We start from the raw sequence: 15,217 nt of genomic DNA, 5'->3' as shown, positions 1-15,217 counted from the left end.
TCCGATTGCTCAATTCAGTCAGCGGCGCCCCGGGACGGCAAGCGGTTGCCACTTGTTGCAGTTCCTCTTAGACTCGCCGCGTGGCAGCGCCGCCGGGAGGCAGATCCACCACGATCTATGACGTCGCGAAAGCCGCAGGGGTCGCGCCGTCCACCGTCTCACGCGCGTTCTCGCGACCCGGTCGCGTGAACGCCGAGACCGCCGAGCGGATCCGCGCGGTCGCGGTCGAACTCGGGTACCGGGCCAACCCGCAGGCCCGCGCGCTGTCCACCACCCGCACCTCGATGATCGCCGTGATCCTCGCGGACGTGACCAACCCGGTGTTCTTCGAGGTGGTCCGCGGCGCTGAGCTCGCCGCCTACGAGGCCGGCTACACGATGCTGCTCGCCGAGACGCAGGAGTCCGCGGAACGGGAACGGGCCGTGCTGGAGCGGGCCCTGTCCACGGTGGACGGGATCGTGCTGACGAGCTCGCGGATGTCGGACTCGGCGATCCGCCAGATCGCGAAGGTCAAGCCGGTGATCGTCCTGAACCGGGTGGTCACCGGGGTGCCCAGCGTGGTCACCGACAACCTGCGCGGGATGCGCCGCGCGGCCGAGCACCTCGGCGAGCTCGGCCACGAACAGATCTGCTACCTGGCCGGCCCGGAGGCATCCTGGGCCGACGGGATGCGGTGGCGCAGCCTGCGCGAGGCCGCGATGGAGCTCGAGCTGCGGGTCCGGCGGGTCGGCCCGTTCGCGCCGACCGTCAACGGCGGCGTGGCGGCCGCGGCGGAGTGGGGCCGCCAGCGCACCACCGCGGTCGTCGCCTACAACGACCAGATGGCCATCGGATTCATGCGCGGGGTGCGGGCCATGGGCGGGCAGGTGCCGCGGGACGTGAGTGTGATCGGCTTCGACAACTCCAACATGGCCGAGCTCGTCACCCCCGCGCTGACCACGGTCGCCGCGCCGCTGCACTCGCTCGGCGTGACGGCGGCCCGCAACGTGCTGGCGATCTCGCGCGGGGCCCAGGCCCGGGCCACCGAGGCCGTGGTGCTGCCCACCAAGCTCGTCGTGCGGGAGTCCACGATCGCGCCGGAGTGAGGCCTTGCGGCAACACGTGGCAACGGGTTGCCAGCGCGGGCGGTCGGTCCGCGAGGATGGGGCCCATGTCAGCCACCGCCGCCCTTGACGTCCACCCCGACCGACTGCTGCCCGCGGACCCCTCGTTGCGGTCCGTCGCACGTAGGCTCTACGACTCGGTCAAGGACCTGTCGATCATCTCCCCGCACGGTCACGTGCCGCCGCAGTGGATTGCCGAGGACATCCCGTTCCGGGACCCGACCTCCCTGCTGATCACGCCCGACCACTACGTGAACCGGATGCTGCACGCGAACGGGGCGTCGCTGGCCGACCTCGGGGTCGGCCGTGGGCCGCTCTCGGACGAGGACGCCCGCGCCGCGTTCCGGATCCTCTGCACGAACTGGTCCGCCTTCCGCGGCACTCCGGTGCGGTACTGGTTCGAGGATGAGCTCGGTCCGATCTTCGGCGTCACGGAGCGTCCGAGCGCGGCGAACGCCGACGCGATCTACGACCAGATCGCCGCGAAGATCGCGACCCCCGAGTTCCGCCCGCGCGCCCTGATGGATGCCTTCGACATCGCGGTCATGGCCACCACGGACGACCCGTGCGACGACCTGTCCGCTCACGAGCAGCTGGCCCAGGACTCCTCGTTCACCCGACGCGTGGTGCCGACGTTCCGCCCGGACAAGTACCTGGACGCCGCGCTGGCCACCTGGAACACGGATGTGGACCGCCTCGGGGAGGTCTCCGGGATCGAGACCGGCGACTACGCCGGCTACATCGCCGCACTCGAGGACCGACGTCGGTACTTCGTCGCGCACGGTGCGGTTTCGGCCGACCACGGCGTCATCGATGCCGGCACGGACATCCTCAGCACCGAGGAGGCGACGCGGATCTTCGCCGCCGCACGCTCCGGCTCGGTCACCGACGACGAGGCCACTGCGCTGCGCAGGCACATGATCTCGGAGATGGCCCGGATGTCGTGCGAGGACGGCCTGGTCATGACGATCCACCCGGGCGTGCGCCGCAACCACCACATCCCCACGTTCGAGACGTACGGCGCCGACGTCGGCTGCGACATCCCGATCGCGGTCGAGTACACCGACGCGCTGCGGCCGCTGCTGAACGCCTACGGCACCCACCCGAACCTGCACCTGGTGTTGTTCACCATCGACGAGACCGTCTACTCGCGCGAGATCGCGCCGCTGGCCGGCTTCTACCCGTCCGTGTACGTGGGCGTGCCGTGGTGGTTCATCGACGCCCCGGAGGCGATCCAGCGGTTCCGCGCCGCCGTGACCGAGACCGCCGGGTTCGCCCGCACCTCCGGCTTCATCGACGACACCCGTGCGTTCTGCTCCATCCCGGCTCGCCACGACATGAGCCGCCGACTGGACGCCGGGTACATCGCGAAGTTGGTCGTCGAGCACCGGCTGCCCGAGGATGAGGCGTTCGAGGCCATCACCGACCTGGTGGCGAACAACCCGCGAAAGGTGTTCAAGCTGTGACTGCGACCCCCCGGCTGTCCCGATCCCTGCCCGATACGCCGGCGTCCGCGCCGGTGCGCATCGTGCACCTGGGGGTGGGCAACTTCCACCGCGCGCACCAGGCCTGGTACACCCACCACGCGTCGGACGCCGCCGAGTGGGGGATCGCGGCCTTCACCGGTCGCCGTCCCGATCAGGCGGAGGCGCTCAGCCCACAGGACGGCCTGTACACGCTCGTCGTGCGTGGCCGCGAGGGCGACTCCTACGAACTGATCGGGTCCCTGTCCGCCGTGCACGCCGCGTCCGAGCAGGACGCCTACCTCGGCTACCTGGCCGACCCGGACCTGGCCATCGTCACGATGACCGTCACCGAGCACGGCTACGTTCGCGGCGAGGGCGACCACCTCGACGCCCGGCGACCCGAGGTGCTCGCCGACATCTCGGCGCTGCGCGAGGACCCGCGCTCGCCCGTGGCCACGATGCCGGCCAAGCTCGTCGCCGGGCTGCTCGCCCGCCGGGCCGCCGGGGCTGGTCCGCTGACGATCCTGTCCTGCGACAACTTGCCCGAGAACGGTTCGGTCACCCGCACCCTGGTCACCGAGCTCGCGGCGCTCGTCGACGAGTCCCTGGTGGACTGGACCGAGGCGAACGTCGACTTCGCGACGTCCATGGTGGACCGGATCACGCCGGCCACCACCGCGGACGACCGTACCCACGTGGCCGCCGAGCGTGGCTACGACGACGCGTCCCCGGTCCCGACCGAACCCTTCAGCGAATGGGTCATGTCGGGTGCGTTCCCGGCCGGCCGGCCCCGCTGGGAGGACGCCGGCGCGAAGGTGGTCGACGACGTCGCCCCGCACGAGCGGCGCAAGCTCTGGCTGCTCAACGGTTCGCACTCCCAGTTGGCCTATGTGGGCAGCGTGCGTGGACACACCACCATCGACCAGGCCATCGCGGACCCCAGGTGCCTGGCCTGGGTCGAGCAGTTCTGGGACGAGGCGCAGGCCAACCTCGGCCTGCCGGACGAGGACGTGAGCGCCTACCGCGCCGCCCTGAAGGACCGGTACCGCAATGTGCGGGTGCGGCATCTGCTCGCCCAGATCGCGAACGACGGCTCGCAGAAACTGCCCGTGCGCACCCTGCCCACCCTGAACGCCGAGCGTGCCGCCGGGCGGGTCCCGGTCGGCGCGGCCACCACCCTCGCCGGGTGGGTGCTGCACCTGCGCGGCGTCGGTGCCCCGGTCAAGGACCCCGGCGCCGGCCCGGCGCAGGAGGCCGCGAACGCCGGCGACCTGGTCGACGTCGTGCCCGCGGTGCTGAACACCCTGCAGGCGGACCTGGGAGCGGACGCGGACCTGGTCGCGGCCGTCGTCGCCCAGGCTGCGGCGATCCAGGAGTAGACGCGATGGTGGGCGCTCTCCCGGTGCTGATCGGCCTCGACGTCGGCACCACGGCCGCGAAGGTGGCCGCCTTCGAGGTGACCGACGCGGCCGGGGAGGGCCGCTCCACCACCGCCGTCGGGGCCTCGGTCGCGTCGGCACAGCGTGAGTACGCGCTCGAGCAGCCCCGCCCGGGCTGGCAGGTGCAGGATCCGGCCGCGATCCTCACCGGGATCGACGCGGCGCTCGCCGACGTCGTCGCCCAACTGGGCGACCGCCGGGTCCTAGGCCTGTCGGTGTCCACGGCGATGCACGGTCTCATCGGGCTCGGCGCCGACCGGGTGCCGCTCACCCCGCTGATCACGTGGGCCGACGCGCGTTCGGCAGCCCAGGCCCGCGAACTGCGTGCGGCCGGCCGCGGCGCGGAACTGCTCCGGCTGACCGGCACGCCGGTCCACCCGATGAGCCCGCTGGTCAAGCTCATCTGGTTCGGCCGGCACGAGCCGGATCTGGCCGCGCGGGTACGCCGGTGGGTCGGCCTGAAGGACCTCGTCCTCGCCCACCTGACCGGACGGCTGGTCACCGAGCTCTCCAGCGCCTCCGCCACCGGGCTGCTCGACGTGCACACCCGCACCTGGTCCCCACAGGCCCTCGACCTGGCCGGCATCAGTGCCGACCAGCTCCCCGAGGTGCTGCCCACCACCGCCACCCTGCCCCTGGCCGGCGACGTGGCGGACGCGACGGGCCTGACCGCAGGGCTGCCCGTGGCCGTCGGCGCGGCGGACGGCCCGCTCGGCAACCTGGGCACCGGCGCGATCACGCCGGGGATCGCCGGCCTGTCGCTGGGCACCAGCGGCGCCGTCCGGATGGCCGTGACCGGCCCGGTGACCGACGACGCCGGCCGGCTGTTCTGCTACGCCCTCACCGAGGACCTGTGGGTTCTCGGTGGCGCCGTCAGCAATGGCGGGATCACGCTGCGCTGGGCGGGGGAGACGTTCACGCCGGACCTGCTCACGCACGGCCACGCCGATACCGACCTGCTCGCGCTCGCGACCGGTGTCCCGCCCGGTGCCGACGGACTCGTGATGCTCCCGTACGTGCTCTCCGAACGGGCGCCGCTGTGGGACCCGGACCTGACCGGCGCGTTCCTCGGGGTGCGCCACCACCACGGCCGGGCGCACTTCCTGCGGGCCGCGGTCGAGGGGGTGTGCCTGCAGATCGCCACCATCGTGGACCTGTTGGACGCGGTGGCCCCCGTTCGGGCCGTGCGCGCCACCGGTGGACCGTTCCGCGCCCAGTTGTGGCGCGAGGTCATGGCCGCCACGATCGGCCGGCCGTTCGCGATCGCCTCGGACGCCGGCGGCACCGCTCTCGGCGCCGCGGCCCTCGGCTGGTTCGCCCTCGACGGCGCCGCCGACCTGGCCACGGCGCTACGAGCGGTCGGTGGTCCGGGACCGGACGACGGCGGCACGGACGTCCCCGTGTCCGATGAGGTGGTCGCGGGGTACGAGGCGCGCCGCGAGCGGCTGCCCGCGCTGATCCGATCCCTCACCGAGGTGGCCGACGTCCTCGAGGGCGCCCGCCCCTGACCGATCGATCGACCGACCGGGTTCGCGCTCGAACGCGAGATTGTTGTCCCCTCTCGGCGGACCGGAGCCAACAGCCTCGCGTTCGGGCGGCGAGCCGACAGACCGAGCCGACCCTCCGCCGTCGACGGGACGTTGTGGCGTACCCCACGACCAGGGCGAGCGACCCGCCGGGAATACCTGACGCCGTCGTACGTTGACACCCTTAGAATCATGCAAATGCATGGAAATCGAGGAGGGGTTCAGATGCAGTTCGGGATCTTCACCGTCGGGGACGTCACCACGGATCCGACCACCGGCAAGACGCCCACCGAGGGTGAGCGGATCAAGGCGATCCTGACGATCGCCAAGCACGCCGAGGACGTCGGCCTGGACGTGTTCGCGACGGGCGAGCACCACAACCCGCCGTTCATCCCCTCCTCGCCGACCACGATGCTCGGTTACATCGCCGCGCAGACGTCGAAGATCATCCTGTCCACCTCGACGACGCTGATCACGACGAGCGACCCGGTGAAGATCGCCGAGGACTTCGCGATGCTCCAGCACGTCTCCGACGGTCGCGCGGACGTGATGCTCGGCCGCGGCAACACCGGCCCGGTGTACCCCTGGTTCGGCAAGGACATCCGCCAGGCGATCCCGCTGACCGTGGAGAACTACCAGCTCCTGCGCCAGCTGTGGGATGAGGAGGTCGTGGACTGGGAGGGCCGGTTCCGCACGCCGCTGCAGGGCTTCACGTCCACCCCGCGCCCCCTCGACGGCGTCGCCCCGTTCGTGTGGCACGGCTCGATCCGGTCCCCGCAGGTGGCCGAGCTCGCCGCGTTCTACGGCGACGGCTTCTTCGCGAACAACATCTTCTGGCCGAAGGAGCACTTCAAGCAGCTGATCGGCCTGTACCGCGAGCGCTTCGAGCACTACGGCCACGGCACCGCCGACCAGGCGATCGTCGGCCTCGGCGGGCAGGTGTTCATGCGCAAGAACTCCCAGGACGCCGTCCGCGAGTTCCGGCCGTACTTCGACAACGCGCCGGTCTACGGCGGTGGCCCCTCGCTCGAGGAGTTCACCGACGCGACCCCGCTGACCGTCGGCAGCCCGCAGGAGGTCATCGACTCCACGCTGGCCTTCCGCGACACCTTCGGCGACTACCAGCGCCAGCTGTTCCTGATGGACCACGCCGGTCTTCCCCTGAAGACCGTGCTCGAGCAGCTCGACCTGCTCGGCGGCGAGGTGGTGCCCGTGCTGCGCGCCGAGTTCGCGAAGAACCGGCCGGCGCACGTGCCGGACGGCCCCACGCACGCGGCGCTGGTCGCGGCCAAGGGCGCCGAGGTCGACCTCAGCCCGCGCGAGGTCGTCAAGGACACCGTCACCGGACGCACCGCATCATGACCACCAGGACGGCCGCGCTGGCCTGGGAGGCGCTGTTCCGCACGCAGGTCACGCTGATGCGGCGGTTCGAGGCCGCGCGCGACTTCGAACCGCTCAGCTCGCGTGAGTACGACGTGCTGTTCAACCTCTCCCGGATGCCCGACGGCGCGGCGCGGCTTCGCGACCTGAACGCCCAGCTGCTCATCTCGCAGCCGAGCCTGTCCCGGATGGTCGATCGCCTGGCCGCCGCCGGGCTCGTCGCCCGGCGCGACGCCGACGACGACGGCCGAGGCGTGGTCGTCGCGCTCACCGACGCGGGGGCCGAACAGCAGAAGCAGATCGGACGGCGGCACGTGCGGCACATCGCGGCCCTCGTCGACGCCGGCCTGGACGAGTCCGACCAGCTCGCCCTGGCCCGGATCTGCGAGCGACTGCAGGCCGCCGTCGCCGACACCCCCACCACCAGCCGGATCCGCACCAGAACGGAGACCCCGAGCTCATGACCGAGCCCCTGAAGATCGTCGCCCTCACCGGCGGCGTCGGCTTCCCCTCGACCACCCGCACGCTCACCGACGACCTGCTCTCTGCCGTCGCCGAGTCGGCGACCGCGGCCGGTGTCGAGGTCAGCCTGCGCACCGTCGAGGCGCGTGAGCACGCCGCGGACGTCGCGAACGCGACCGTGCTCGGGCTGGCGAGCCCCGCGCTCGATGAGGCTCTGCACGTGGTCGAGGGCGCGGACCTGCTGATCGCGGCGAGCCCTGTGTTCCGTGGTTCCTACGCGGGCATCTTCAAGGCCTTCATGGACCTCGTTGACCCGGTCGCGATGCGCGGCAAGACCGTGCTCCTGGGCGCCACCGGCGGGTCGTCACGGCACCAGCTCGCCATCGACCAGGCGATGCGGCCGCTGTTCGCCTACTTCGGCGCGCTGGTCGCGCCGACAGCCGTCTACGCCTCGGCGGACGACTTCGGCGTCGCGGGGCGGGCCACGCCGGTCCTTGCCGAGCGGATCGCCCGCGCCGGCGACGAGGCGCTGCGTCTGGCCGTCGCCACCGCACGGGCCCACGCCGGGGCCTGAGCCGGCAACCCGAGCGAGCCCGTGCGAGCGGGCCGGCTCGGGTCCGTGGCGTCTGAATCGGCCGACGGCCGGATCGCTCCGCCAGCGAGTACAGCGCTAGAAAATCACCTGGCCAATCTCTGGACTCGTCTGTCTACAGCGCTGTACATTGCTCACGCACCCGGCGAGGCCGCCGGACCCGCGAGAGGAGAGCCCAGGCTCCATGACATCCACCGACCAGCCGAACATCGTGCTGCTGATGACCGACCAGCAGCGCGCCGGCTTCACCGCGGCCGAGGGCGGCCCGGACACGATGCCGCGCCTGGACCGGCTGTTCGCCGACGGAGCGCGGTTCCCCCGCGCCTACACCTCCAGCCCGGTCTGCGTGCCGGCCCGCACCAGCCTGCTCACCGGCCGGTTCCCGAGTGCGCACGGCGTGCGCCAGAACAGCACGGCGGAGTTCGCCCGGTACGCCACCGACCTGCTGGACCTGCTTCGCGGCGCCGGGTACTCGCTGCACTTCAGCGGGAAGCCGCACATGCATCGCGGCCCGGCTGACTTCGACACCTTCAACGGCCCGTACCTGCACGACGGCGGACCGGGCACTGACGGTGAGCACGCCGAGTTCGACGCGTGGTTGCGCGAGCTCGACCACGGCGTGGCCGCCGAGCCCACGCCGTTCGGGGTCGAGGCCCAGCTGCCGTACAGGATCGTCGACGGTGGCATCGAGGCGCTCGCGACCACTGCCGCGGAGCGGCCGTTCTTCCTCTGGCTGTCCTTCCCCGAGCCCCACAACCCGTACCAGGTACCCGAGCCGTACTTCAGCATGTTCGCCGAGGAGGACGTGCCGGAGCGGGCCGTGGGACCCGAGGTCCTGGACCGGCTCGGGTGGCGCTATCGCTGGTTGCGCCGGCTCATCGAGGACAAGCGGCCCGGCTACGACGCGCACTGGCGACGCTACCGCGCGAACTACCTCGGGATGCTGCGCCTCATCGACGACCAGGTCGGGCGGCTCCTCGACGACCTCGGCGACCGGTGCGAGAACACACTCTTCGTGTTCGTCACCGATCACGGGGACTTCCTCGGTGACTACGGCCTGCAACGCAAGGGCGCCGGGATGTCGGACGCCCTGATGCGCATCCCACTGGCGCTGCGCGGGCCGGGGATCGTGCCACAGCGCCGCGACGAGCTCGTGTCCATGGTGGACCTGCTCCCGACGATCGCCGAGTGGCTCGGTGAACCGATCCCCGCCGGTGTGCAGGGCCGGTCGCTGGCTCCGCTGCTGCGCGGCGAGGACGCCCCGAGCGCCGAGTTCGACAGCATCCTCGGCGAGTCCGGCTTCGGCGGCGTCTCCTACACCGAGTCGGACCGGCCGCCGCTGCACTTCCCGTACGACGGGCCGACCTTCGACGAGCTGAACAGCGTCACCATGAGCGGTGAGACACGCATGCTGGTCTGCGGCCGCTACAAGCTCGTCGTCGACGACACCGGCCAGGACGTGCTCTACGACATCGAGCGCGATCCCGCCGAGATCGAAGACCTCAGCGACGACCCCGCCCATGGCGAGATTCGCGCGGAACTGCACCGTCGGCTCGTGCAGTGGCTCCTGCGCGCCGCCGACGACCTGCCACAGGGCCACTACCGGCCGAACCACCGTCCCCACAACTGGCGCTGGGCCTGACCCGGCCGGTGCCGCGACCAATGGAGGTCACCGTGTCACCCATCGATCGACGTACGTTCCTCGGCGCCGGCGGTGCCGCTCTCATCGCGGGCGCCCTCGCGAGCTGCCGCTCCGGTGGCGGCTCCGGTGCCTCCGGCTCGGCGGACTCGCTGCGCGTCTCCTGGTACGGCGGGCAGCCCGCCCACGAGGGGATCGAGGGCGCCTTGGCGGCTTTCGGCGACGACCACCCGGACTTGTCCATCGCCACGGAGAAGGCCCCGTTCGGCGACTACTGGGACCGGCTGGCCACCCAGGTGGCCGGCGGTGACGGGCCGGACGTCCTGCGGATGTCCATGACATTCCTCGCGGAATACGCCGACCGCGGGGCGCTCCTGGACCTCAGCGACCACGTCGGCGACGCCATCGACACGTCCGCGCTGGACGAGGACGTCGCCACCAGCGGCTCCCTGAACGACGGCCTCTACGGGATCGGTCAGTCCTCGATCACGCACGCCACGTTCCGGAACACCGATCTGGCGCAGGAGCATGGTCTCGCGCTGCCCGAGCAGTGGAGCTGGAGCGACTTCACCGAGTTCTGCAACTCCTTCGCCGACGCCGCCGGACCGGGCAAGTACGGGTCGACCGACGCCGGCGGGGACTTCCAGATGTTCGAGGTCTGGGCGCGACAGCACGGTACCGATCTGTTCGACGAGCAGGGCCTGGCCGTCGGCGCCGACGTCATCGAGGAGTGGCTGGTGATGTGGCAGGCACTGCGGGACACCGGGGCGGTGCCACCACCGGACGTCACGGCCGAGAGCGACACGTTCGAGACCTCGCAGCTCTCCCAGCTCAACGCCGCGGTCACCTTCGGCTGGGTGCAGCAGGTCACGTTCCTCCAGCCACTGGTCCCCGAGCATCCGCTCGCGGTCGGTCCGGTCCCGGGCCTGACGGCGGGGTCCCTGGACGGGCAGTTCGTCAAGGCCCTCGACTTCTGGTGCGTCATGAACACGTCGGCGAATGCCGACGCCGGCGCCGAGCTGATCGACTTCCTCCTCAACGACGAGCGAGCGATCACGTCCATCGGGCTGACCCTCGGTGTGCCGCCGTCGGCGAGCTCGCGGGAGTTGCTCGCCCTGGACCCGCAGACCCCGGAGGGACGTGCCGTCGCGTTCGTGGACCAGATCGCCGACCAGGTCGGACCGTCGCCGGACGCCTGGCCCACCGGCTATGGCGAGCTGCAGGGCAGTGCGTTCCCGCGCCTCAACGAGGACGTGGGTTTCGGGGCGGCCACACCAGCCGCGGCAGCTGCGCAGTTCGTCGAGGAGGCCGCACGCGTGCTCGGGTAGGGTGACCGCCGTGGTCCACGACCGGAGGTCGCCGCAGCCTCGCCTCACCGATGTCGCCGAGATCGCCGGGGTGTCGATGAAGACGGTCTCCAACGTGATCAACGGCTACGCGCACGTGAGCGAACGCACCCGCACGCGGGTGCTCGCCGCCATCGAGGAGGTCGGCTACCGGCCGAACCTGTCCGCCCGCAACCTGGCCCGCGGCCGCTCGGGCGTGATCGCGCTCGTGGTGCCCCGCTTGGAGATGCCGTACTTCGCCGCGCTCGCCGGCCGGGTCGTCGAGCGGGCCGAGGCCCGCGGGTGGTTCGTCCTGATCCACGAGAGCGGTGGTGACCTCGCCGCGGAGCGGGAGGCCCTCGAGGGCAGGTTCCCCCAGCGGATCGACGGCCTCATCGTGAGTGCGCAGCACCTGGCCCCCGCGGACCTGGCCGCGCGCACGGACCGTACCCCGCTCGTGCTGCTCGGCGAGCAGACGTTCGGCAGCGTGGCCCACCACGTGGCCATCGACAACACCGAGGCCGCACGCGCCGCCGTCGGGCATCTGGTCCACCTCGGCCGGCGCCGGATCGCGCTGGTCGGAGCGACGCCCGGGCCGCGCCAGCAGGGCTACATCGAGGCGTTGGAGTCGGCCGGCCTGCCGGTGCTGCCCGAGCTGATGGTGCCGATCACGGCCAACTCGGGGGAGGAGGGCGAGCGTGCGGCGCGGGCGCTGCTCGACCTCGGCGCCGCCACCCCCGACGGGATCTTCGCCGTGACCGACTGGGTGGCCCTGGGCGCGATGCGGGCGCTGCACCTGCGCGGCCTGCACGTGCCGGACGACGTCGCGGTGGTCGGTTTCGACGACATCCCGTACGCCCGGGCGGTGACGCCCTCGCTGACGACGATCTCCCCGGACCGGTCGGCCCTGGCCGAGGCGGCGCTGCGGATGCTGGAGGCCCAGATCGCGGCGGACGGCGGGCCGGTGCCGCCCGTCGACGAGCGGGTTCCGTTCACCCTCGTGGTCCGGGAGAGCACGGCGGGCATCCACCCCTGAACCGGGGCGAGCCGGTCCGCGGTCACGCGTACCGATCCCGCCGCCGTGCCGCCGCCACAGGCACCGCGCAGATCGGGCTGCGGTAGGCTGAGGAGATGTTCTCCACGGAGCTGTTGCTTACCCAGCCGCGCTGATCTGCAGCGGACGCCCACGCGGCGTCGCGTCAGCGCGGCCGACCTCCCACGTTCTGCGGGGGGTCGTTCTCATGTCAGCCTCCGTGACGCCGCCGCCTGCCGGTGGCCCTGCCCAAGGAAACGCACATGTCTGAGCCCAACGCCGTCACCGACACGGCCGCCCCCGACGTCGCCATCCCGGCCCACCGCTACACGGCGGACCTGGCGGCGCACATCGAACTGTCCTGGCAGGAGCGGTGGGCCGCCGAGGGCACGTTCCACGCGCCGAACCCGACCGGTGACCTGGCCGGCGACGGCGAGGTCCCGGCCGAGAAGTTCTACGTGCTGGACATGTTCCCCTATCCCTCGGGCAAGGGCCTGCACGTGGGTCATCCGCTGGGCTACATCGCCACGGACGTGGTCGGCCGGTTCAAGCGGATGACCGGCGCGAACGTGCTGCACGCGCTGTCCTACGACGCGTTCGGGCTGCCGGCCGAGCAGTTCGCCGTGCAGACCGGGCAGCACCCGCGCATCACCACCGACGAGAACATCGACACGATGCGCCGCCAGCTGCTGCGGATGGGCCTGGCGCACGACGAGCGCCGATCGTTCGCCACGACCGACGCCGGCTACGTGCGCTGGACGCAATGGATCTTCCTGCAGATCTTCAACTCCTGGTACGACCACGACGCACCACGTCCCGGCGGCGGCGTGGGTGCCGCCCGCCCGATCGCCGAGCTGCAGGCCGCCTTCGCATCGGGGGAGCGGGCCACCCCGGACGGGCGGGCCTGGGCGGACCTGAGCGCGGCCGAGCGTGAGGACGTGCTGGGCACGTACCGCCTGGCCTACGTGGCGGACGTGCCGGTGAACTGGTGCCCCGGCCTGGGTACCGTGCTGGCCAACGAGGAGGTCACCGCCGAGGGTCGCTCCGAGCGCGGCAACTTCCCGGTCTTCAAGCGCAACCTGCGCCAGTGGATGATGCGGATCACCGCCTACGGCGACCGGCTGGTGGACGACCTGGACCGGCTGGACTGGCCGGAGAAGGTCAAGACCATGCAGCGGAACTGGATCGGGCGCTCCGAGGGCGCCCGGGTCACCTTCGCGGTCGCCGGGGGCGACGGCGTCGCTTCCGCGGGTGCCGACGGCGCCGCTGGCGAGATCGAGGTGTTCACGACCCGCCCGGACACCCTGTTCGGTGCGACGTTCATGGTGCTGGCCCCCGAGCACCCGCTGCTGGACGCGGGCGTGCCCGCCGAGTGGCCCGAGGGGACCCACTCCGCGTGGACCGGCGGGCACACGGCCCCCGCGGACGCCGTCGCCGCCTATCGCGCCGCGGCCGCGGCGAAGACGGACATCGAGCGTCAGGCCGAGGGCCGCGAGAAGTCCGGCGTCTTCACCGGCCTGTTCGCGACCAACCCCGTCAACGCCGCCCGGCTGCCGGTGTTCATCGCGGACTACGTGCTGATCGGCTACGGCACCGGCGCGATCATGGCCGTGCCGGGCGGGGACGCACGCGACCACGACTTCGCCACCACCTACCAGCTGCCGATCGTGCACACGGTAGCGCCGCCGTCGGGCTTCGACGGCGGTGCCTACGGAGGCGACGGCGCCATCATCAACTCGGCGAACGACGAGGTCAGCCTGGACGGGCTGGACGTCGCCGAGGCCAAGCGAACGATCACTGCCTGGCTGGAGCGCAAGGGGCTGGGCGCCGCGACGGTCACCTACCGGCTGCGGGACTGGCTGTTCTCCCGGCAGCGGTACTGGGGCGAGCCGTTCCCGGTCGTGTACGACTCCGACGGGCGCGTAATCGCACTGCCGGACGAGCTGCTGCCGGTCGAGCTGCCCGAGGTCCCGGACTTCTCACCGCGCACCTACGCCGACGACGACGCGGAGTCCTCCCCGGAGCCCCCGCTGGCCCGCGGCGAGGAGTGGGTGAACGTCGAGCTGGACCTGGGCGACGGGCCGAAGGTCTACCGCCGGGACACGAACACGATGCCCAACTGGGCCGGCTCGTGCTGGTACGAACTGCGCTACCTGGACCCGACGAACACGTCCGCGGCCGTGGACCCCGACATCGAGAAGTACTGGATGGGCCCGCGCACCGGCCCGGACGGTAGGCCCACCACGGGGGGCGCCGACCTGTACGTCGGCGGTGTGGAGCACGCCGTGCTGCACCTGCTGTACGCGCGGTTCTGGCACAAGGTGCTGTTCGACCTGGGCCACATCTCGAGCGTCGAGCCGTTCCACAAGCTGTTCAACCAGGGCTACATCCAGGCCTACGCCTACTCCGACGCCCGCGGCGTGCACGTGCCCGCCGAGGAGGTCACCGAGGAGGTCGGCTCCGACGGCGACCCGATCTGGACCTGGAACGGCCAGGTGGTCAACCGTGAGTACGGCAAGATGGGCAAGTCCCTGAAGAACATGGTCACCCCGGACGAGATGTACGCCGCCTACGGCGCGGACACGTTCCGGGTGTACGAGATGAGCATGGGGCCGCTGGACCTGTCCCGGCCGTGGGACACCCGCGCGGTCGTCGGGGCGCAACGGTTCCTGCAGCGGCTGTGGCGCAACGCGGTCGACGAGGAGACCGGAGAGCTGACCGTCACCGACGCCCCGGCCGACGACGAGACCCGCCGAGTGGTGGCCCGGACGATCGCCGACGTGCGCACCGAGATGTCCGCGATGCGCCCGAACACGGCCATCGCGAAGCTGATCGTCCTGAACAATCACCTGACCTCGCAGGCGCACGTCGCCCGCGAGGCCATCGAGCCGCTGGTGCTGATGACCGCACCCGTGGCCCCGCACATCGCCGAGGAGCTGTGGGAGCGGCTGGGCCACACCGAGTCGCTGACCTACCACCCGTTCCCGGAGGCGGACGAGGCGCTGCTGGTCGCCGACACCGTCACCTGCGTGGTGCAGGTACAGGGCAAGGTGCGGGACCGGCTGGAGGTACCGCCGTCGATCGGCGAGGACGAGCTGCAGGAGCTGGCGCTGGCCGCCCCCGCCGTGCAGCGCGCGCTGGACGGCCGCGGTATCCGCAAGGTGATCGTGCGGGCACCGAAGCTGGTCAACATCGTTCCTGCCTGACGGCGCGGTTGGCCGCGGGGACGCGGCGTATACACCGGCGGCCGAC

General features: G+C 71.7%; 11 protein-coding genes. All 11 read left to right on the top strand.

Translation table 11 applies throughout. The annotated features are described in order from the left end of the window. Positions 1-80: 80 nt before the first annotated feature. The 11 genes from HALOF300_RS14610 to leuS all read left to right on the top strand — a co-directional run bounded on the left by HALOF300_RS14610 (position 81) and on the right by leuS (position 15,171). Complete coding sequence (locus tag HALOF300_RS14610) at positions 81-1,085, top strand: LacI family DNA-binding transcriptional regulator (protein WP_154794738.1); 1,005 nt, start codon at positions 81-83, stop codon at positions 1,083-1,085. Positions 1,086-1,150: 65 nt separating this feature from the next. Further along, on the top strand, positions 1,151-2,569 hold the full coding sequence (gene uxaC, locus HALOF300_RS14605; RefSeq protein WP_156741666.1) for a glucuronate isomerase: 1,419 nt from the start codon (positions 1,151-1,153) through the stop codon (positions 2,567-2,569). Then, positions 2,566-3,948, top strand: a complete 1,383-nt coding sequence (locus HALOF300_RS14600) for a mannitol dehydrogenase family protein (RefSeq protein WP_197522572.1) — start codon at positions 2,566-2,568, stop codon at positions 3,946-3,948. Before uxaC ends, HALOF300_RS14600 begins: the two co-directional genes overlap by 4 nt. Positions 3,949-3,953: 5 nt before the next feature. Continuing rightward, a complete protein-coding gene (locus HALOF300_RS14595; RefSeq protein ID WP_156741665.1) occupies positions 3,954-5,516 on the top strand; it encodes a gluconokinase in 1,563 nt (520 codons plus the stop codon). A gap of 243 nt (positions 5,517-5,759) precedes the next feature. Further along, entirely contained in the window at positions 5,760-6,896 is a 1,137-nt protein-coding gene (locus HALOF300_RS14590) for an LLM class flavin-dependent oxidoreductase (protein WP_156741664.1), read from the top strand. Then, positions 6,893-7,378 carry a MarR family winged helix-turn-helix transcriptional regulator gene (locus HALOF300_RS14585; protein WP_156741663.1) on the top strand — a complete coding sequence of 162 codons (486 nt, stop codon included), beginning with the start codon at positions 6,893-6,895 and terminating at the stop codon, positions 7,376-7,378. The genes HALOF300_RS14590 and HALOF300_RS14585 overlap by 4 nt, the downstream gene beginning before the upstream one ends. Beyond that, a complete protein-coding gene (locus tag HALOF300_RS14580; RefSeq protein ID WP_156741662.1) occupies positions 7,375-7,950 on the top strand; it encodes a CE1759 family FMN reductase in 576 nt (191 codons plus the stop codon). Before HALOF300_RS14585 ends, HALOF300_RS14580 begins: the two co-directional genes overlap by 4 nt. A gap of 202 nt (positions 7,951-8,152) precedes the next feature. Beyond that, positions 8,153-9,610: a sulfatase-like hydrolase/transferase gene (locus HALOF300_RS14575; RefSeq protein ID WP_156741661.1), complete on the top strand. Its 1,458-nt coding sequence runs from the start codon at positions 8,153-8,155 to the stop codon at positions 9,608-9,610. A 32-nt stretch (positions 9,611-9,642) separates the two neighbouring features. Then, positions 9,643-10,935, top strand: a complete 1,293-nt coding sequence (locus tag HALOF300_RS14570) for an ABC transporter substrate-binding protein (RefSeq protein WP_197522571.1) — start codon at positions 9,643-9,645, stop codon at positions 10,933-10,935. A gap of 10 nt (positions 10,936-10,945) precedes the next feature. After that, positions 10,946-11,968: a LacI family DNA-binding transcriptional regulator gene (locus tag HALOF300_RS14565; RefSeq protein WP_197522570.1), complete on the top strand. Its 1,023-nt coding sequence runs from the start codon at positions 10,946-10,948 to the stop codon at positions 11,966-11,968. A gap of 260 nt (positions 11,969-12,228) precedes the next feature. Continuing rightward, entirely contained in the window at positions 12,229-15,171 is a 2,943-nt protein-coding gene (gene leuS / locus HALOF300_RS14560; protein ID WP_156741658.1) for a leucine--tRNA ligase, read from the top strand. Positions 15,172-15,217 lie beyond the last annotated feature (46 nt).

It is taken from the genome of Occultella aeris (assembly GCF_902703175.1).
Lineage (GTDB): Bacteria > Actinomycetota > Actinomycetes > Actinomycetales > Beutenbergiaceae > Occultella > Occultella aeris.
Note: the sequence above shows the minus strand (reverse complement) of the source record. Positions and strands in the feature narration are given on the sequence as shown.